We start from the raw sequence: 17,417 nt of genomic DNA, 5'->3' as shown, positions 1-17,417 counted from the left end.
ATGTTCGGGTCATACCCCGGACGACACCTCCTGTATACCGGCAGGTCACGACAGGTATGCGGGCAACCGCGCCGACGCCGCGAACGGCACCGGGTGGGCACCCTCCGCGATGTGTCACTCATTGCGATGGCCATATCACCTTTCGTAACCTCGCCGTCGTCCCGGAGTTGAACACGGTATGGCAGCCACGCTTGTTTTCGCGTCCCGATCGGCGCCCGTCGTACCGGGTCCGCTGGACGAAGCTCTTTGGTATGCGCGCACCCTCGGCTGGCCGGCCGGCCCGGGGTCGGTCGACTCCGTGGGCCCGATCGCGGCCGCGACCACCGATCCGCGCGCGCTCACGGCGTACTGGGCCGCCGCCCCCGCCGCTCCGGTGCGGCTCGCCGCGGGCGTGCACTTCGACGTACTGGACGTACCGGGGGCCGCCGGGGCCCGGGCCCTGGATCGGGCCGAGCGGCTCGGTCTCCCGGTCGGGCCGGTGGCCGCGACGAGCACGGGACGGATCCAGTTCTTCGTGGCCCCGGGCGTCGCGGACGATCTGCCCGCGCTGCTCGATTGGCTGGACTGGGCCGATCTCGATCTCGACCTGCGCGCGTACGGCGAGGGCGACACGGTGGCCGCGCCGTCCCCGTGGCCGGCGACGTGGCGCGCCCCGTGGCCCCGGGCGTGGGAGCAGGCGCGCTGGCTGCGCCGACCGGCCGGCGTGGGCCCGGCGGGCCCGGTCCGGGACCCGCACCCGCTCGGTGCCGTCCTGCACGTGGACGTGCGCTTCCCGGACGTCACGCGGCTGCTGAGCACGTTGGCGCACGCGTGCCAGCACGTGCGGCTGTTCCCGAGGCCGCGCGCGGGCGGGCCGCGACTGCTGATCCACCACCGCCCCGCCCCGGTCTGACCGGCGGCCGGGCGACGCAGACTCCGCTCCGCCATCCCGAAAAACGACATGAGCGGTGCCCTCCCCCGATGCGATCGGGGGAGGGCACCGCTCAACGATGGCGTCGACGATCAGGCGTGGGCCTTCTCGTAGGCGTCGCGGATGTTGCCCGGCACGCGCCCGCGCTCACTGACGTCGTAGCCGTTCTCCTTGGCCCAGGCACGGATCTTGGCGGTGTCGCCGGAGGCGGCACCGCCCTTGACCACCTGGCGAACGCCGCGACGTGCGGCGACCCGGCCACCGGTCTTGCGACCGGATTCGACGTAGGTCGTCAGGGCCGCGCGGAGCTGCTCTGCGTGCGTGGCGCTCAGGTCGATCTCGTAGGAGACACCGTCGAGCGCGAACGTCACCGTCTCATCGGCCTTGCCGCCGTCGAGGTCGTCAACGAGAAGAATCTGGACCTTCTGTGCCACCAGGATTCCCTTTCATCGGGAGGGTTCACAACCAGCTCAAGAAAAGGAAACCGCTTTCTGCGGGAAAATACAAACCCACGCGAGCGGAACCCGTCGAGTCGCCAATACGTTACCGGGTTTGTGGATGTGACTTCACCGCACACCACACCGTCACCGGCAAGAAGCGTCAAGGGGTTCGCCGGTCCGGAGGACGCGATCTCCACCACACTCGACGCGGTCTACGCGGATCGAGATCACTGCCAGAGATGGAGCAGCATCCGCGTGTTGCCAAGGGTGTTGGGTTTGACGCGTTCCAGATCCAAAAACTCGGCGACGCCCTCGTCGTACGAACGCATCAGTTCGCTGTAGACATCGCCGTCGATCGGTGTCGCCTCGATCTCGACGAAGCCGTGCTTCGCGAAGAAGTCGACCTCGAAGGTCAAGCAAAATATCCGTCGGACGCCGAGCCAACGCGCGGTCTCCAGGAGTTTGGTGAGCAACACGTGACCCACTCCGTGCCCGCGGCACACGGGATCCACCGCGAGAGTGCGAACCTCGGCGAGGTCTTCCCACATCACGTGCAGGGCCCCACACGCGACAACCTCGCTGTCGGCGTCGCGTTCGGCTACCCAGAACTCCTGAACGTCCTCGAAGAGGGTGACCGTGGGTTTGTCCAGAAGGATACGCAGACCCACGTAGCCATCCACAAGGCGTCGAATGGCCCGCACATCGGACGTTCTGGCACGGCGGATCGTCACTTCCATGGGCTGACGCTATCGCGATCACGATAGCGATCGCCGCTCCGCCCTGTTTACCACCGATCCGCCCCGCCGGTCCGGGAATCACCCGGCCGACAGACGGCGGCCCGGGCGGGGTTTCCCGACGCCCGGGCCACACGTTCTTCATACATCCGGCTCGATACCTCCGGACCACGACCATGTGTTGTGGAGTGATCAGGTCGGATATGAGTGGATTCCCACAAGCCTTTCCCGCTACGAGGATTCGGCCACGCGAGTGCCGGCACACGTCGCGGTGGTGTCATCGCTACACGCGTTGCCGATCACCGGCTTCGCACCGGGCGCGGTGACAAAACTCGATCGGGCGGTCATCTCGGATCCGGCCGCGCCTTCCGGCACCTTGAGCACGAGAATCAGGGTGACCGCGGATCCGGCCTTGATCGAGCCGGTCTTCCACAGGCCGGTCGCGGTGTCGAATTCACCCTGCGACGGCTTCGAATCCATCAGTTTCACGCCGGCCGGCACCGTGTTGCGGACCACCGCGGACGTGGCGTCGGCGGTGCCGCCGTTCCGGACGGTCACCGTGTGCGTGACGACGTCACCCGGCTTGGCCTGGGCCCGGTCGGCCGCGCGGCGCAGTTCCAGCCTGACCGTGGCGGTCGGGTCGATCGGCGGCTTGGGCGGGACGGGCGGGACCGGCGGCTTGGGCGGGGTGACCGGGACGGGCGGCGGCGGCGCCGCGGGCCTCGTCGGCGAGGTCACGGTCGGCATGACCACGCCGAGGTCGGACAGGTCGGGCAGGTTCGGCAGGGGTACGCCCGGCGGCAGCGACGCGGCCAGGGTCGCCATCATGTCGGCGAGCGCGTCCTGGAGCTCCTGCCCGACCGTCCCGCGCATCTCGTCCACTTGGCCGCGCAGGTCCGCCATCACGTCGTCCGGCGGCAGCACCACGCGCGAGGACGACCACATCGACGCGGACGACCACGGCGACCATCCGTACGCGCTCGCGCGCGGCGCGGGTCGGCGCTCGGGGGCCGCCTGGGCCGTACCGGCCGCCGCCAGGTTCACGCCCATCGCGGTGGTCACTCCGACCGTGACCGCCGCGAGAGTGCGTCGTACTCGGGTTTTCGCGCGCATCATGTGTCGGCCTGCTTTCCGCTGGACTGTTCGGATCAGAACTCGGCATTCCTTACGTAGATCATTAATACGATTACGTAGAGTCGCCTTCCGAACGTGCTCCGCCTAGGCCGAACGAATTGGATAGGCCCCGAACAGCCCAGAAACCGCGTCGGGAACGCCTCGCTGCGACTCACGGAAGTGCCACCCGCAGCGCGTCGCGCAACGCCTCGATCTGATCGGGAGTCATCCCCTCGACGAAGTGGACCAGCGCACCCGCGCGACTGTCGCCCGCCGCCCAATCCGCGAGCATCAGCTCGGCAGTATGCGCGTCGCGCGAGCGCACCGCCTCATAGAGATAGGCGCGCCCGTCGAGCCGGCGGCGCAGCATGCCTTTGCGGAACAGGTTGTCCAGCACGGTCATCACCGTCGTATAGGCGGGCTCGCGATCCGGCAGCAGTGCCTCCTGGACGTCGCGCACCGACGACGGACTGTTGCGCGCCCACACGCGGAGCATCACCTGGGCTTCGAGTTCACCGAGACGTGTCATGCCGGCCCTTTCGCAAAACCTCGTCATGCCGTGAGCTGCGTCACGCGCACCGCGCGGCCTCCTATGCAGCATCGTAGACACATATTGGTCAGTATTTGTCCGTATTTAAACAAGGACTTTCGCCCCACTCCCGCACGGGGCGCCGGTCAGCTGAATTCCGCCGATCCGCACAGGCAGGGGGCCTGCGAGCGGACAGCGGGCGGGCGCCGTGGGCGGCGACCTACGGCCCGACGTGCCGGATCGGGCGGCCGAGGGTCGGGTGATCCACTACTACGCGACGTCGTAGTGTCCGTTCCGTTACGACTTGGTCGATGTACGGCGGATTGCTACCACTGATCTCGGCAATGTCGTCGAACCCCCCGAGGTATTCGTGCCGAACACCCCCGAAGCCCCGCTCGCGCCCACCGACCGCGTCTCGCGTCTCAAGGGCCTGCGCCCGAGCCGCCCGGTCACTCTGGTCTCGGGCCTGGCGGTCGTCGCCGTCGCGGTTTCCGCCGGCGTACAGGCATCGGGGGCGGGCTCGGTCGAGCACCGCGCGACCACGGCGGCGTTCGCCGCACGGAACCCGACCCCGACGTCCGGCCCGGACCAGCGGCTCGCCGATCGCGGTGTCGACGTCGCGGCCCGGTCGCAGGAGCGCGCGGCGCTCGGCGACGGGCAGCTCCTCGCCGCCGACGCGCGGCAGGGCGAATTGCAGCGCGCCGAAGCCGAGCAGGCCGAGCGCGAGGCCGAGCGACAGGCGGCCGCCGAGGCGGACGCACGCGCGGAGGCAGAGGCGGAGGCACGCGCGGAGGCCGAGCGGGCCGAGGCCGAGGCCGCCGAGAAGGCCGCCACCGGGTGGGTGCTGCCGACCTCGGGCTACACGCTGACCGGTCGTTTCGGCAACAGCGGCTCGCGCTGGGCGCACACGCACACCGGCCTGGACTTCGCCGCGAAGTCGGGCACCCCGATCAAGGCCGCCGCGGCGGGACGGATAACCTCCGCCGGGACCGCCGGCGCGTTCGGCAATCGCATCGTGATCACCCACCCCGACGGCACCCAGACCTGGTACTGCCACCAGTCGCGGTTCGCCAAGACCTCGGGCGCCGTCGCGGCGGGCGACCTGATCGGCTACGTCGGCACCACCGGCAATTCGACCGGCCCGCACCTGCACTTCGAGGTGCACCCGGGCGGCCGCTCGGCCGTGGACCCGGGCTCGTGGCTGCGCGGCAAGGGCGTCAGCCCCTGATCGTCAGCGAGTCCAACCAGTCCCACCAGCCGCCCTCGGCGACCAGTGCGGCGAGCATCGCGTAACCGACGCCGTCGCAGTGCGCCCCGTCATCGCACGCCTCGACGCTGCGCCACCACGCGGGGTCCTCGCGCAGCGCGCGCTGTACCGGCACGAAGGGGACACCGCGGGCGGCGCACGTCTTCGCGAAGGCGTCCTCGAGGGTGAGCGCGCTGTCGACCCCGTTCACGTCGGCGGGCATCGGCGGCGGACCGACGACCAGGCACGTCCAGCGCGCGCCGGTCGCGGTGTCCAGTATCGCGTCGAGGTTGGCGACGCTGTCCTCGTGCTTCACGCGCCGGCGGCCGTTCTCGACGACGACGTCGTTGGCGCCGAACGCGAAGACCATGCCGTAGCCGTCGGCGTGCCGCATGCGCGGGACGGCCTCGCCGTACCAGCGCTCGGCGACGTCGGCGGAGGTCTCGAGGCGGACGCCGAGGTTGTACGCGGTCAACTGCCGGTCACGGCGACGGGACTCGGCCGCGAGGCGACCGACCCATCCGCCGCCGGAGAGGTCGCCGACGCCCTGGACGAACGAGTCGCCGGCGACGCAGATCCGGAGATCGGGGGCTGCTTCCATGCGGCCGACCCTATGCGTACGAACGGGTGATGCGCCCGGAAACAGCGACAGGACCCCCGGGAGGGCGACGGTCGACATCCTCGCCGCCGTGCGCGCGTCGCCCGCCCGGGGCACGCCCCGGGGTTTCCGTTCCGAGCCGGGTCCCGCTCAGTCGGTGGTCGGCTTGACCAGCGGGAACAGGATGGTCTCGCGGATGCCCCGGCCGGTGAAGGCCATGATCATCCGGTCGATGCCCAGACCCAGGCCGCCGCTCGGCGGCATCGCGAACTCCAGGGCCCGCAGGAAGTCCTCGTCGATCTGCATGGCCTCGACGTCGCCGCCCGCCGCCAACAGCGACTGCTCGGTGAGCCGGCGGCGCTGCTCGATCGGGTCGACCAGCTCGGAGTACGCGGTGCCCAGCTCCATGCCGAAGCCGATCAGGTCCCACTTCTCCGCGACGCCCGGCGTGGTGCGGTGCTGGCGGGTCAGCGGCGAGGTCTCGATCGGGAAGTCGCGCACGAACGTCGGCGCGACGATCGTGTGCTCGACGAGTGCCTCGTAGATCTCCTGGACGAGCTTGCCCTGGCCCCACGACTTGTCGTACTCGATCTCGCGCGCGCCGGCGAGCTTGCGCACGGTCTCGATCGGGGTCTCCGGGGTGACCTCGTCGCCGACCGCCTCGGAGACCGAACCGTAGACGGTGATCTCGCGCCACTCGCCGGAGATGTCGACCTCGCCGTCGCCGTACCGGAAGGTGTGCGTGCCGAACACGGCCTGGGCGACGTGCTGGTACACCTCGCGGGTGAGCGTGGCCATCGTGTTGTAGTCGCCGTACGCCTCGTACGCCTCGAGCATCGTGAACTCGGGGTTGTGCGTCGAGTCGGCGCCCTCGTTGCGGAAGTTGCGGTTGATCTCGAAGACCTTCTCGGCGCCGCCGACGACCAGGCGCTTGAGATACAGCTCCGGCGCGATGCGCAGGAACAGGTCCATGTCGTACGCGTTGATGTGGGTCACGAACGGGCGCGCGGTGGCGCCGCCGTGCACCGGCTGCAGCATCGGGGTCTCGACCTCCAGGAAGTCCCTGGTGTCGAACCACTCGCGGATCGAGCGGACGATCCGGCTGCGGGTGCGCAGCATCGCGCGCGACTCGTCGTTGACGATGAGGTCGACGTAGCGCTGCCGGACCCGGGCCTCGGGATCGGTCAGGCCCTTGTGCTTGTCCGGGAGCGGGCGAAGGCACTTGGACGTGATCGCCCAGTTGTCGACCATGATCGACAACTCGCCGCGGCGGGACGTGATGACCTGCCCCTCGACACCGACGTGGTCGCCCAGGTCGACGTCGCTCTTCCACGCGGCGAGCGACTCGGCACCGACGCCGTCGAGCGAGACCATCACCTGGATGTCGCCGTCGCCGTCGCGCAGCGTCGCGAAGCACAGCTTGCCGCCGGTGCGGTAGAGCACGACGCGGCCGGTGATGCCGACCCGGCGACCGGTCTCGACGTCGGCTTCGAGACCGTCGAACTCCGCGCGCAGCGCGCCCACGGTGGTACTCCGGGGGAATCCGACCGGGTAGGGGTCGGTGCCCTCGGCCCGAAGCCGGTCGAGCTTGTCGCGGCGGACCCGCATCTGCTCGGGAAGGTCGTCGATCTGCGGCTGCGCTGCGCTCTGCTCGGTCACGGGACAAGGCTACCCACCGCGTATCGGCTCCCCGAACCGATATACGCCTAGCCGGGGAACAGGCCGGGTGCCGGCGGGCCGGGCCGGGGGCGACGGCGCAGGATCCCGTAGAGGGCGGCGGCGATGGCGAGGGTGAGGATCGCGGCGCCGGCCATGTTCCACAACCTGCCGTTCGGGTCCGACCCGGGCCCGCTGCCCGGCGGGTCCTGGAGGCGATAGCCACCGCGGTCGAGGTCGGCGATGAAGGTGTCGCGGCTTTCGTACGGTCGATCCGCGGCGGCCGTCTCCCGGTCCGCGAACGCCTCGGGGTCGACGCCCTCGGGTGGCTCCAAGACGATCGGGGCCGCGGCGACGAGGCCGAGGGCCGGCCCGTGACCGGGCTCCCAGCGGGCGCTCTCCGACCGAACTGCCTCGGCCGCATCGGCGGTCGGCAGGAAGCGGTAGACCGCGTCGACCTGTTCGACCCGGGCGTTCCTCGCGACGTGTATCGCAAGGCCGCCGGCCACCTCGAACGACGCGTCGGGGCCTACGGATACGGGGAAGTCGCAGACGGCGGTGTCCACGTCCGACCCGGTGCCGTACCGGCAGTTGTCGTGCCCGCGCACCGGTGCGAGGCCGTGCCGGGTCCGCACGATCAGCGATACGCCGTCGACGGTGCGCCCGCGCACGTTCCGAAAACGCAGCGGGGCGTGGAAGATCGCGCCGGGGTCGGACGGGACGAGGGACTGCGTCGTCGGTTCCGGAGCCAGGTCGGCGGGCTGCTCGGGGACCACGTCGAAGCCGGTCCGACTGATCCGGCCACCGGGCACCCCGGACGTGACCTCGACATGCCGCCGCGCCGGGTCCCGGCCGAGGTTCGACACGTTGGCCGCGAACGACGTGCGGATCAGGCCGGTCGACAGGTCGCCGGGGGTCAGCCCGTCCATCGAGCAGTGCAGCCGGAGTTCGTCCGCGCGGGCACACAGGAACGGCCCGAAGAGTTCGATGTCCAGCACACCGCCCGCGTCGGTGAAGGCCAAGTCGACGTACGCGCCCTGGGGCGCGCGGGCGAAGGGCCGGCCCGGCGTCACCCACAACGCCAACGGTTGGACGAATCCGCCCCGGACCACCCCGACCTCGGACGCCACCGAAACCCGGACCAGCACATCCGAACCACCGGCCGTCGCGACCGGCGCGACCGAACCGACCGCCGCCAGCGCGACGACCACCACGACCAGCACCGAACTCCACGCCCGCGAAAGACGGATGGCCGTCATGAACTCCCCCGAGGACCCACGCATGAGAAACGCAGATTACCGGCCGGTAGTGAACACCCCTCCACCACCCACCCCGCAAAGGGGCGGAGCCGCCTCCACGTCCTCGCCCTCGGAGCCGCCCGCGCCGGCGGTCCCGAGGGTTCGGGTCAGCCGGTGCCGGCCTGGAGGATTTCCGGGACGGGCAGTTGGCCGAGGATGCGGCCTTGGCGGCGGTGTGGGATGACCGGGGAGAGGGATTCTCGGGCCGGTTCCGGTCGGGGCGTCTCCTCGGTGACTTCGGCTGGGGCTTCCTCGACCGAATCCGGCTCGGGGTCGACCGCGGTCGGTGGCTCGCTTTCGAACTCCCGGGGGCCTTCGGGGACTTGGGGAGCTTCGAGGTCTTCGTGGTCTTCGCGGTCCTTGTACTCCTCGAAGTCCTCGTGCTCCTCAAGGGCCTCGGGCGCCGCGGGCTCCTCGGGCTCCTCGGGCTCCTCGGGCTCCTTGAGCGCGGCGGACTCCTCGGGGGCCGCGAGTTCCTCGTGTGCCGCGGGCTCCTCGGGCACCGCGAGCTCCTCGCGCGCGGCGGACTCCTCGGGGGCGGCGGGCTCCTCGCGCGCGGCGAGTTCCTCGGGGGCCGCGAGCTCCTCGCGCGCGGCGAGTTCCTCGGGTGCGGCCGGTGCCGCGTATTCGGGTGGCTCGGGGGACGGGAGGGTGGGGTCCGGGAGTTCGGGTGTCGGGAGGAGTTCCTCGGGAGTGAGTGGCTCCGGGGCGGGGGCTGTCTCGATGTGGGGTGGGGCCGGCCGTGGGGTGGGCCTCGGGCGGGCCGGGATCAGGATGTCCAAGGGGTCGACCCTGCCGGCCCGTGCGGTCTCGGCGGCGGCTCGCCGGCGGGCGCGGTCGGTGAGGCGTTGTTCGAGGGCTGCCTCGGCCAATCGGGTGCAGCGGCGCAACAGGGCCGCCCTGCTCGCGCGTTCGCGTTCGCCGCAGGGCAGGTCGAGGGTGATCCGCAGCGCGGCCAGGTCCTCGGCCGAGGGAACGTGCGCGACCTCGTCGACCGCGTTGCGCAGGCAGGCCAGGAAGGTCGAGGCCGCCCCCGGCAACGCCGCGCGATAGCGCCGCAATTCGGCGGTCATGAAGGCGCGCAGTCGCTCACGCTCGTCCTGGGCCTCGCCGATCGCGCGGCCGAGGAGCCAGAAGTCGACCGAGTCGCGCCCGCCGCGCAGCGCGACGGCCAGCGCCCGGCGCAGAATTCGCACCTCGTGCGCGCTGAAAGCCATCCCGTGGTCACCATGTGGCGTCGGCATACCACGCACTGTATGCGTCGTTCAGGACAATCCGGCTTATTTGATGCTTGTGTTTTTCAGACCGCCGCGTTGCGTTCGTAGACCATCCGCAGGCCGATCAGGGTGAGCCACGGCTCGTGCACGTCGATCACCGACGCCTCCGCCAGGACCAGTGTCGCGAGCCCGCCGGTGGCCACCACGGTGACCGCGTCCGGGTCGTCCGGGGACAGTTCGGCCGCCATCCGTTTGACCACGCCGTCGACCTGGCCCGCGAAGCCGTACAGGATCCCGGCCTGCATCGCCTCGACCGTGCTCTTGCCGATCACGCTGCGCGGGCGCATCAGCTCGATCTTGCGCAGTTGCGCGCCGCGCGCGCCGAGCGCGTCCACCGAGATCTCGATGCCGGGGGCGATCGCGCCGCCCACGTACTCGCCCTTGGTGCTGACCGCGTCGAAGGTGGTCGCGGTGCCGAAGTCGACGATCACGCACGGGCCGCCGTACAACTTGACCGCCGCGAGCGCGTTGATGATCCGGTCGGTGCCGACCTCCTTGGGGTTGTCCATCAGGACCGGCACCCCCGTCTTGACGCCGGGTTCGACCACGACCGTGGGGATGTCGCCGTAGTAGCGCCGCACCATGTCGCGCATCTCGTGCAGCACGGACGGCACGGTCGAGCAGATCGCGATGCCGTCGATGCCGTCGGCACCGATCAGCGGGTGCTGGCCGAGCAGGCCCGCCAGGACGACCGCGAGTTCGTCGGCGGTCCGCCTGGCCTCGGTCGAGATGCGCCAGTGCTCGACGATCTCGTCACCGTCGAACAGGCCGAGCACGGTATGCGAGTTACCGACGTCGATGGTGAGCAACATCGTGGGCGTCCTTGGTGTTCTGGCTCGGGCCGTGGGGGACGGAGCGCGGCTTCGGGAAGGGTTGGGTCAAAGCGGGGACAGCTGATCCGGTGAACCGTACCGGTCGCTCAGGCGCGCAGATCCACGCCGACGTCCAGGATCGGGGCGGAGTGGGTGAGGGCGCCGACGGCGATGTAGTCCACGCCCGTCTCGGCGACCTCTCGGGCGGTCTCCAGGGTGAGTCCGCCGCTGGCCTCCAGACGGGCCCGGCCCGCGACGAGGGCGACCGCCTCGCGCATCGTCGCCGGGCTCATGTTGTCGAGCAGGATCAGGTCGGCGCCCGCCTCCAGCACCGGCGGGATCTGTTCGAGATGGTCCACCTCGACCTCGACCGGCACGTCCGGGAACGCCGCGCGCACGGCCTTGAACGCCTCGGCCACCCCGCCCGCGGCGACGACGTGGTTGTCCTTGACCATCGCCGCGTCGGACAGCGACATGCGGTGGTTGACCCCGCCGCCGCAGCGCACCGCGTACTTCTCCAGGGCGCGCAGGCCCGGGGTGGTCTTGCGGGTGTCCCGCACGGCCGCGGCGGTGCCCGCGATCGCGTCGGCCCACGCCCGGGTCGCGGTGGCGACGCCGGAGAGCCGGCACAGCAGGTTGAGCGCGACCCGCTCGCCGGTGAGCAGGGTGCGCGTGCCCGCCTCGGCGGTGAACAGGACCGTGCCGGGGGTCACCGCGTCGCCGTCGCCGACGTGCCGGGTGACGATCAGGTCGGGGCCGCAGACCACTTCGAGCACGGCCTCGGCGACCGGGATGCCCGCGGCGACGCCGGCCGCGCGCGCTGTGAAGTCGGCGCGGCCGCGTGCCTCCTCGGGGACCGTGGCCACCGAGGTGACGTCCACGCCGCCGTCGAGGTCCTCCGCGACGGCGGCGCGCACGAGCGCGGCGACGGCGAGCGGGTCGAGGCCGGCCTCGGCCAGGCGCGACGTGAGGTCGGCGGACAGCTGGGCGGTGCTCACGCGGTCGGCTCCTTGGGTTCGTGTGCCTGGTAGGCGACGTGGACGGCGCCGTCGCGCAGCGACGTGACGAGGTTTCCACGCCACGCGGCGTCGTCGGGGTCCGGGTGGTCCTCGCGCCAGTGGCAGCCGCGGGTCTCCTCGCGTACCAGCGCGGCGCGGGTGAGCGCGCTCGCGACGAGGTGCAGGTTGGTGGTCTCCCACGTCTGCGTACACGGGTCGGTGCTGGTGCGCGCGGACAGCCCGATCAGCTCGGCCGTCGCGCTCGCGAGACCGGCGGCATCGCGCAGCACGCCCGCACCCCCGGCCATCGCGCGCTGGAGGGGCAGCCGGACCTCCTCGGCGAGCAGCCCGGCGGGCCCGGTCGGCGCGACCGGCTCGGCGAGCGGCGGCATGTCCCGTTCCAGGTCGGCCGCGATCCGCTCGGCGAAGACCAGGCCCTCCAGGAGCGAGTTCGACGCGAGCCGGTTGGCGCCGTGCACACCGGTGCACGCGACCTCGCCGCACGCGTACAGGCCGGGCACGGTGGTGCGCCCGTGCAGGTCGGTCCGTACCCCTCCACTCGCGTGGTGCGCGGCGGGCGCGACCGGGATCGGCTCGGTGACCGGGTCGATCCCGTGCGCGCGGCACGCGGCGAGGATGGTCGGGAAGCGGTGCTTCCACATGTCCGCGCCGAAGTGCCGGCCGTCGAGGTACATGTGCTCGGCGCCGGTCTCGGCCATCCGGCGCATGATGCCCTTGGCCACGATGTCGCGCGGGGCCAGCTCGCCGAGCGGGTGCCGGCCGGTCATGAACCGGGTCCCGGCCGCGTCCACGAGGTAGGCGCCCTCGCCGCGCACGGCCTCGGAGACCAGCGGCTGCTGCCCCTCGGCCCCCGCGCCCAGCCAGAGCACGGTCGGGTGGAACTGGACGAACTCCAGGTCGGTGACCTCGGCCCCGCCGCGCAACGCGAGCGCGACCCCGTCGCCGGTGGACACCGACGGGTTCGTGGTGGAGGAGAACACCTGGCCCATGCCACCGGTGGCGAGCACGACGGCCCGCCCCACGGCGGCGCCGACCCCGTCCCGCGCGCCCTCGCCCATCACGTGCAGGGTGACTCCGCACGCCCGCCCGGCCGCGTCCTTGAGCAGGTCGAGCACGAGCGCGTTCTCGATCACCTCGATGTCGGGCGTCGCCCGCACCGCCGCGACCAGCGCACGCGATATCTCCGCGCCGGTCGCGTCGCCGCCGGCGTGCGCGATGCGGTTGCGCAGGTGCCCGCCCTCGCGGGTGAGCAGCACGTCGCCGTCGGGGCCGCGGTCGAACTCGGCGCCGGTGTCGATCAACCGGCGCACCGCGTCCGGGCCTTCGGTGACCAGGACGCGCACGGCCTCCTCGTCGCACAGCCCGGCACCGGCCACGAGCGTGTCGCGCAGGTGCTGTTCGGGGGTGTCCCCCTCGCCGAGCGCGGCGGCTATCCCGCCCTGGGCCCAGCGCGTGGAGCCCTCGTCGAGTTGTGCCTTCGTCACCAGCAGGACCCGCCCGGCCCGCCGCGCGCGCAGCGCGACGGTCAGGCCGGCCACGCCGGAGCCGACCACGATGACGTCCGCGCGCACGGTCCACCCGGGGTCGGGTGCGGCGAGGCGCGCGGGCAGTGCGGGCGTACTCATTGCGCGGCCCGTGCGGGGACCACGCGGTCGCCGCGCACCGTCTCGCCGCCCGGCAGCGCCTCGGCCGGGTCGTGCCCCGTGCCGGTGATCGCGTTGGCGGCGTCGACGAACACCACGCGCGGCCGCATGGCCCGTGCCTCGGCGTCGGTGACCTGCGCGTACGCGATGATGATCACGAGGTCGCCGGTGTGCACCAGGCGCGCGGCGGCGCCGTTGATGCCGATCACGCCGGTGCCGCGCGGACCCGCGATCGTGTACGTCTCCAGGCGCGCGCCGTTGTCGATGTCGACGACGTGGACGAGTTCGCCGGGCAGGATGTCGGCGGCGTCGAGCAGATCCTCGTCGATGGTGATGGATCCGACGTAGTGGAGGTCCGCCTGCGTGATCGTCGCGCGGTGGATCTTGGACTTGAACATCGTGCGCATCATGACCGGGGGACTCCCGTGATCGTCAGGCGGGCGTTGTCGATGAGGCGGGTGGCGCCGACGCGGGCCGCGATCGCCAGGATCGCCGGCCCGGCGTGGTCCTCGGCCACCGGGGTGAAGTCGTCGATGTCGACCAGCTCCACGTAGTCGGGTGCCAGGACCGCGCCCAGCACGTCCTCGGCCGCGGCCCGGACGGCCTTCGCGCCGTCGCCGGTGCGCCGGGCACCGGCCGCGAGCGCGCGGCTGAGCGAGAGCGCGATCTCGCGCTCGGCCGCGGACAGGTAGCGGTTGCGGCTGGAACGGGCCAGGCCGTCGGGTTCGCGGACGGTGGGAACGCCCACGACCTCGACGGGGAAGTTCAGATCGCGCACCATGCGCCGGATCAGCGCGAGCTGCTGGGCGTCCTTCTCGCCGAAGAACGCGACCCTCGGGGCGGTCAGGTGCAGCAGTTTGGCGACCACGGTCAGCATGCCGTCGAAGTGGCCGGGGCGCGACGCGCCCTCCAGGACGGCACCGGTGGGGCCGGCGGTGATCCGTACGCGCGGTTCGCCGCCCGGATACACCTCGTCCACCGAGGGGGCGAACACGACGTCCGCGCCCGCCTCCCGACACACCTTCAGGTCCGCGTCCAACGTGCGCGGGTAGCGGTCGAGGTCCTCGCCGGCGCCGAACTGGAGCGGGTTGACGAACACGGTGACCACGACCAGGCCCGCCGGGCCCACCCGCTCGCGCGCGGCCCGGACCAGGGCCGCGTGGCCGTCGTGCAGCGCGCCCATCGTCATCACCACGGCGCGCGGGCCCTTGTCGGCGCCGAGCGCGGCCAGTTCGGCGGCCGTGCGGGCGAGCTGTACCGCGGTCATTTCCGGCCCCTCTCGGCCAGCACGTCGAGCAGCGCCTCGGCCGCCTCGGCCTTGAGCAGGCCCGCGTTCAGCGCGCGGTCGGCGGTCAGCCGGGCCATCGCGACGTAGGCGGCGAGCGCCTCGGGCGAGACCCGGCGCAGCTCGGCGACGTGCGCCGCGACTGTGCCGGCGTCGCCACGCGCGACCGGACCGGTCAGCGCCTGGTCGCCCGCCCGCAGGGCGTTGTCGAGGGCGGCACCGAGCAGCGGGCCGAGCATCCGGCCCGGGGCGCGCACGCCGGCGGCGCCGAGCAGCTCGATCGACTGCGCGACGAGGGTGACGAGGTGGTTCGCGCCGTTCGCGAGGGCCACGTGGTAGAGCGCTCGGTCGTGCTCCTCGATCCATTCGGGCTCGCCGCCCATCTCGACCACGAGCGCCTCGGCCACCGGGCGCAGCACCTGTGGCGAGGTCACTCCGAAGGAGCAGCCGGCCAGCCGTTCGAGGTCGATGGTGCTGCCGGTGAACGTCATCACCGGGTGCAGCGCGAGCGGCAGCGCGCCGGCGCGGGTGGCCGGTTCGAGGATGTCCACGCCGTAGCGGCCGGACGCGTGCACCAGGAGTTGACCGGCCTTGATCGCCCCGGTCTCGGCCAGACCGCTCACCAGCGACGCGAGCGCGTCGTCGGGGACGGTCAGCAGGGTGAGGTCGGAGGCGGCGATGACCTCCTGGGGCGTCACCAGCGGGACGCCGGGGAGCAGCTCCTCGGCGCGGCGCCGGGACGCCTCGGAGACGCCGGACGCGGCCACCACCGAGTGCCCGGCGAGGGCCAGCGCGGCGGCGAGGGTCGGGCCGACACGACCGGTGCCGACGACTCCCACGCGCAGCCGCGCGGGGCGGGCGGCGGGGTCGGGCGAGCGGCCGTGCGGATTCGGACGTGCGTTGATGTCGTTGTTCACGCGAGCGAGCCTTCCGTTCCAGTCCGCGGCGGGTACCGGACGAGTACTGGCCCGATCAGGGTACTCACGCGCCGGGCGGGCCGGTCTCCGGGTTGGCCGGGAGGTTGAGCGGCAGAGCGCCCGGCGGCGACCACCGGTAGCGGGTGGCGCCGGCCTGGTACGAGACCCGGATGCGGACCTTGCGGCGGATCAGCTCCGGCCCGCGCATGCCGATCGCGCCGAGCGCGGTCAGGACGAGGCCGGTCAGCAGCATCGTGCCGGTGACCACCCGCGCGACGCGCGCGCTGCGCGGCCCGCCCTCGGTGTGCAGCGTGTACGCGGAGGGGTTCGACCCGGTCCCGGTCGGGGCCGATTCCACCGGTGCGGGGGCGCTACTGCGCTCGGGTGACGGCGAGCGCGCGGAGTCGACGTCCAGGGCCCCGGCCGTCGCGACGATCCCGACTGCGGCGATCGCGAGCGCACAGCGCCGACTCGCCCGTATGACCAGCTGACGGCATCCCATGGGGAGCCTCCCGGAGACCGGTGACGAATGACCAGGTACGAGGGTTCGGCCCTCTTCTTTCCCCGAGTCCGTCGCTTATGTGTCCCCTTTTGACCGGCATCGCATGCCTGCCACCGCCGCCGGGAGCTCCCGACCCCGCCCGCGGGCCGCGTATTACGTCCAGCCCACGTCTAGCCCAGCCGTACCGGCAGACGGGTGAGCGCGTTGTTCAAATTCGAACGCAGTCGCTCGGGGGCGCCGATCAGCTCGATGGTCGGGTAGGTCGCGAGCAGCTCCTCGAAGAAGACCCGGCCCTCCAGGCGCGCGATGTGCACGCCCAGGCAGAAATGCTCGGCGAAGCCGAACGACAGGTGCGGATTGGGTTTGCGGGTGATGTCGAAGCGCTGGGGGTCGGCGAAGACCTCCTCGTCGCGGTTCGCGGACGTGTAGTACATCGCGACCTTGTCGCCGGCCTTGATCGCGACGCCGCGCAGCTCGGTGTCCCGAGTTGCGGTGCGCCGGAAGTAGTGCAGCGGATTGGCCCAGCGCAGGATCTCCTCGACCGCGCCCGGGACCAGCGCGGGGTCCGCGCGCAGCGCCGCGAACTGCTGCGGGTGGGTCAGCAGCGCGTGCAGCCCGGCGGAGAGCATGGTCTTGGTGGTGTCGTTGCCGGCCGTCACGAGCTGGACGAAGAACTGGCCGAAGTCGAGGTCGGTCATCATCCTGCCGCCGAACTCGGAGTCCAGGATCAGCGACGTGATGTCCTCGCGCGGCTCCTCGACCCGGCGCCGGGCCGCGAAGCCGATCGCGTAGCGGGCCATCTCGATCGCGGCCCTGCCGCCCTCGCCCGCGGTGTTGCGCTCGGCGAGCGCGTGGATGCGGTCCCAGTCCTGTGGCGGCAGGCCCATCAGCTCGCCGATCACCTGGGTCGGCAGGCTGGAGGTGACGTCGTGCACGAACTCGACGTCACCGGTGCCCACCCGCGCGAAGATCTCCCGGCAGATGGTCCGGATCCGGTCCTCCATGCCGCCGACGACCTTCGCGGTGAAGGACTTGACCAGCGGCTTGCGGTAGGCCCGGTGCCGGGGCGGATCCATCGAGAGCAGCGTGCCGCGGAGCGCTTCGAGCCGGTCGGGTTCGAGATCCTCCAGGATGATCCCGCCGGCCTCGGCGGAGAAGATCGCGGGGTTCTGCGACACGTACTCGACGTCGGCGTGCCGCAGCACGGCCCAGTAGCCGGGTTGTCCCGGGATGTCCTGCCAGTACACGGGGTTCGTGCGGCGCAGCTCGGCGAGCAGCGCGTGCGGCGGGCCGTCGACGTACAGCTCGGGGCTGTAGAGGTCGGGTCCGGTCAGGTCGGGCGTGATGGTCATGACGCTCCCTCGGGACGGCGGGACGGTGACGGAGACGGGGTCGCGCGGGATCCGGCCCGGGCGGGCCGGGCGGCATCGGGCTGGAT

At 71.9% G+C, this 17,417-nt stretch carries 18 protein-coding genes; 2 read left to right on the top strand and 16 right to left on the bottom strand.

What is annotated here, in order from left to right; translation table 11 throughout:
* Positions 1-178: 178 nt before the first annotated feature.
* Entirely contained in the window at positions 179-892 is a 714-nt protein-coding gene (locus OG928_RS19120) for an SCO3374 family protein (RefSeq protein ID WP_406285284.1), read from the top strand.
* Between the two features lie 110 nt (positions 893-1,002).
* Here the strand turns inward: OG928_RS19120 and OG928_RS19115 are convergent, their stop codons facing one another.
* The 4 genes from OG928_RS19115 to OG928_RS19100 form a co-directional block, all read right to left on the bottom strand.
* Positions 1,003-1,344, bottom strand: coding sequence for an Lsr2 family protein (locus tag OG928_RS19115; RefSeq protein WP_406285282.1), 342 nt, complete (start codon positions 1,342-1,344; stop codon positions 1,003-1,005).
* A gap of 233 nt (positions 1,345-1,577) precedes the next feature.
* The gene (locus tag OG928_RS19110) at positions 1,578-2,087 is read right to left on the bottom strand and encodes an amino-acid N-acetyltransferase (RefSeq protein ID WP_406285280.1); all 510 of its coding nucleotides are present in this window, start codon (positions 2,085-2,087) and stop codon (positions 1,578-1,580) included.
* Between the two features lie 228 nt (positions 2,088-2,315).
* Positions 2,316-3,200, bottom strand: a complete 885-nt coding sequence (locus tag OG928_RS19105) for a DUF11 domain-containing protein (protein WP_406285278.1) — start codon at positions 3,198-3,200, stop codon at positions 2,316-2,318.
* A 169-nt stretch (positions 3,201-3,369) separates the two neighbouring features.
* Positions 3,370-3,726 carry a BlaI/MecI/CopY family transcriptional regulator gene (locus OG928_RS19100; RefSeq protein ID WP_406285276.1) on the bottom strand — a complete coding sequence of 119 codons (357 nt, stop codon included), beginning with the start codon at positions 3,724-3,726 and terminating at the stop codon, positions 3,370-3,372.
* A gap of 370 nt (positions 3,727-4,096) precedes the next feature.
* Between OG928_RS19100 and OG928_RS19095 the strand changes: the two genes are divergently transcribed.
* On the top strand, positions 4,097-4,954 hold the full coding sequence (locus tag OG928_RS19095) for a M23 family metallopeptidase (protein WP_406285274.1): 858 nt from the start codon (positions 4,097-4,099) through the stop codon (positions 4,952-4,954).
* Here the strand turns inward: OG928_RS19095 and OG928_RS19090 are convergent.
* The 12 genes from OG928_RS19090 to OG928_RS19035 all read right to left on the bottom strand — a co-directional run bounded on the left by OG928_RS19090 (position 4,944) and on the right by OG928_RS19035 (position 17,331).
* The gene (locus OG928_RS19090; protein ID WP_406285272.1) at positions 4,944-5,573 is read right to left on the bottom strand and encodes a GDSL-type esterase/lipase family protein; all 630 of its coding nucleotides are present in this window, start codon (positions 5,571-5,573) and stop codon (positions 4,944-4,946) included. The genes OG928_RS19095 and OG928_RS19090 overlap by 11 nt on opposite strands.
* Before the next feature lie 147 nt (positions 5,574-5,720).
* Positions 5,721-7,229: a bifunctional lysylphosphatidylglycerol synthetase/lysine--tRNA ligase LysX gene (gene lysX / locus OG928_RS19085; protein ID WP_406285270.1), complete on the bottom strand. Its 1,509-nt coding sequence runs from the start codon at positions 7,227-7,229 to the stop codon at positions 5,721-5,723.
* Between the two features lie 47 nt (positions 7,230-7,276).
* Positions 7,277-8,485, bottom strand: coding sequence for a hypothetical protein (locus tag OG928_RS19080; protein ID WP_406285269.1), 1,209 nt, complete (start codon positions 8,483-8,485; stop codon positions 7,277-7,279).
* Between the two features lie 146 nt (positions 8,486-8,631).
* Positions 8,632-9,741, bottom strand: a complete 1,110-nt coding sequence (locus tag OG928_RS19075) for a hypothetical protein (RefSeq protein WP_406285267.1) — start codon at positions 9,739-9,741, stop codon at positions 8,632-8,634.
* An 83-nt stretch (positions 9,742-9,824) separates the two neighbouring features.
* Positions 9,825-10,613, bottom strand: coding sequence for a type III pantothenate kinase (locus OG928_RS19070; protein WP_406285265.1), 789 nt, complete (start codon positions 10,611-10,613; stop codon positions 9,825-9,827).
* Between the two features lie 107 nt (positions 10,614-10,720).
* Positions 10,721-11,611 carry a carboxylating nicotinate-nucleotide diphosphorylase gene (gene nadC / locus OG928_RS19065; RefSeq protein WP_406285264.1) on the bottom strand — a complete coding sequence of 297 codons (891 nt, stop codon included), beginning with the start codon at positions 11,609-11,611 and terminating at the stop codon, positions 10,721-10,723.
* Positions 11,608-13,257, bottom strand: coding sequence for an L-aspartate oxidase (locus OG928_RS19060; RefSeq protein ID WP_406285262.1), 1,650 nt, complete (start codon positions 13,255-13,257; stop codon positions 11,608-11,610). The genes nadC and OG928_RS19060 overlap by 4 nt, the downstream gene beginning before the upstream one ends.
* Positions 13,254-13,685 (bottom strand): aspartate 1-decarboxylase, encoded by a 432-nt coding sequence (panD, locus tag OG928_RS19055; RefSeq protein ID WP_406285260.1) that lies wholly within the window; start codon positions 13,683-13,685, stop codon positions 13,254-13,256. Before panD ends, OG928_RS19060 begins: the two co-directional genes overlap by 4 nt.
* Positions 13,682-14,542, bottom strand: a complete 861-nt coding sequence (gene panC / locus OG928_RS19050; protein ID WP_406285258.1) for a pantoate--beta-alanine ligase — start codon at positions 14,540-14,542, stop codon at positions 13,682-13,684. The genes panD and panC overlap by 4 nt, the downstream gene beginning before the upstream one ends.
* Complete coding sequence (locus OG928_RS19045) at positions 14,539-15,477, bottom strand: Rossmann-like and DUF2520 domain-containing protein (RefSeq protein ID WP_406285256.1); 939 nt, start codon at positions 15,475-15,477, stop codon at positions 14,539-14,541. The genes panC and OG928_RS19045 overlap by 4 nt, the downstream gene beginning before the upstream one ends.
* Positions 15,478-15,541: 64 nt before the next feature.
* Entirely contained in the window at positions 15,542-15,979 is a 438-nt protein-coding gene (locus tag OG928_RS19040) for a hypothetical protein (protein ID WP_406285254.1), read from the bottom strand.
* A gap of 170 nt (positions 15,980-16,149) precedes the next feature.
* Positions 16,150-17,331 carry a cytochrome P450 gene (locus tag OG928_RS19035; RefSeq protein WP_406285252.1) on the bottom strand — a complete coding sequence of 394 codons (1,182 nt, stop codon included), beginning with the start codon at positions 17,329-17,331 and terminating at the stop codon, positions 16,150-16,152.
* Positions 17,332-17,417 lie beyond the last annotated feature (86 nt).

The sequence above is a fragment of the Embleya sp. NBC_00896 genome (genome assembly GCF_045207785.1).
In the GTDB taxonomy this organism is placed as follows: Bacteria; Actinomycetota; Actinomycetes; order Streptomycetales; family Streptomycetaceae; genus Embleya.
The sequence above is the reverse complement of the archived record's forward strand: the minus strand, read 5'-3'. Positions and strand labels throughout refer to the sequence as shown.

Bases quoted from the DNA above. Each gene is read 5' to 3' on its own strand.
- OG928_RS19120 (WP_406285284.1), top strand. From the start codon at position 179: ATGGCAGCCACGCTTGTTTTCGCGTCCCGATCGGCGCCCGTCGTACCG.
- OG928_RS19110 (WP_406285280.1), bottom strand. From the start codon at position 2,087: ATGGAAGTGACGATCCGCCGTGCCAGAACGTCCGATGTGCGGGCCATT.
- OG928_RS19105 (WP_406285278.1), bottom strand. From the start codon at position 3,200: ATGATGCGCGCGAAAACCCGAGTACGACGCACTCTCGCGGCGGTCACG.
- OG928_RS19100 (WP_406285276.1), bottom strand. From the start codon at position 3,726: ATGACACGTCTCGGTGAACTCGAAGCCCAGGTGATGCTCCGCGTGTGG.
- OG928_RS19090 (WP_406285272.1), bottom strand. From the start codon at position 5,573: ATGGAAGCAGCCCCCGATCTCCGGATCTGCGTCGCCGGCGACTCGTTC.
- OG928_RS19080 (WP_406285269.1), bottom strand. From the start codon at position 8,485: ATGACGGCCATCCGTCTTTCGCGGGCGTGGAGTTCGGTGCTGGTCGTG.
- OG928_RS19075 (WP_406285267.1), bottom strand. From the start codon at position 9,741: ATGGCTTTCAGCGCGCACGAGGTGCGAATTCTGCGCCGGGCGCTGGCC.
- OG928_RS19070 (WP_406285265.1), bottom strand. From the start codon at position 10,613: ATGTTGCTCACCATCGACGTCGGTAACTCGCATACCGTGCTCGGCCTG.
- OG928_RS19060 (WP_406285262.1), bottom strand. From the start codon at position 13,257: ATGAGTACGCCCGCACTGCCCGCGCGCCTCGCCGCACCCGACCCCGGG.
- panD (WP_406285260.1), bottom strand. From the start codon at position 13,685: ATGATGCGCACGATGTTCAAGTCCAAGATCCACCGCGCGACGATCACG.
- panC (WP_406285258.1), bottom strand. From the start codon at position 14,542: ATGACCGCGGTACAGCTCGCCCGCACGGCCGCCGAACTGGCCGCGCTC.
- OG928_RS19040 (WP_406285254.1), bottom strand. From the start codon at position 15,979: ATGGGATGCCGTCAGCTGGTCATACGGGCGAGTCGGCGCTGTGCGCTC.
- OG928_RS19035 (WP_406285252.1), bottom strand. From the start codon at position 17,331: ATGACCATCACGCCCGACCTGACCGGACCCGACCTCTACAGCCCCGAG.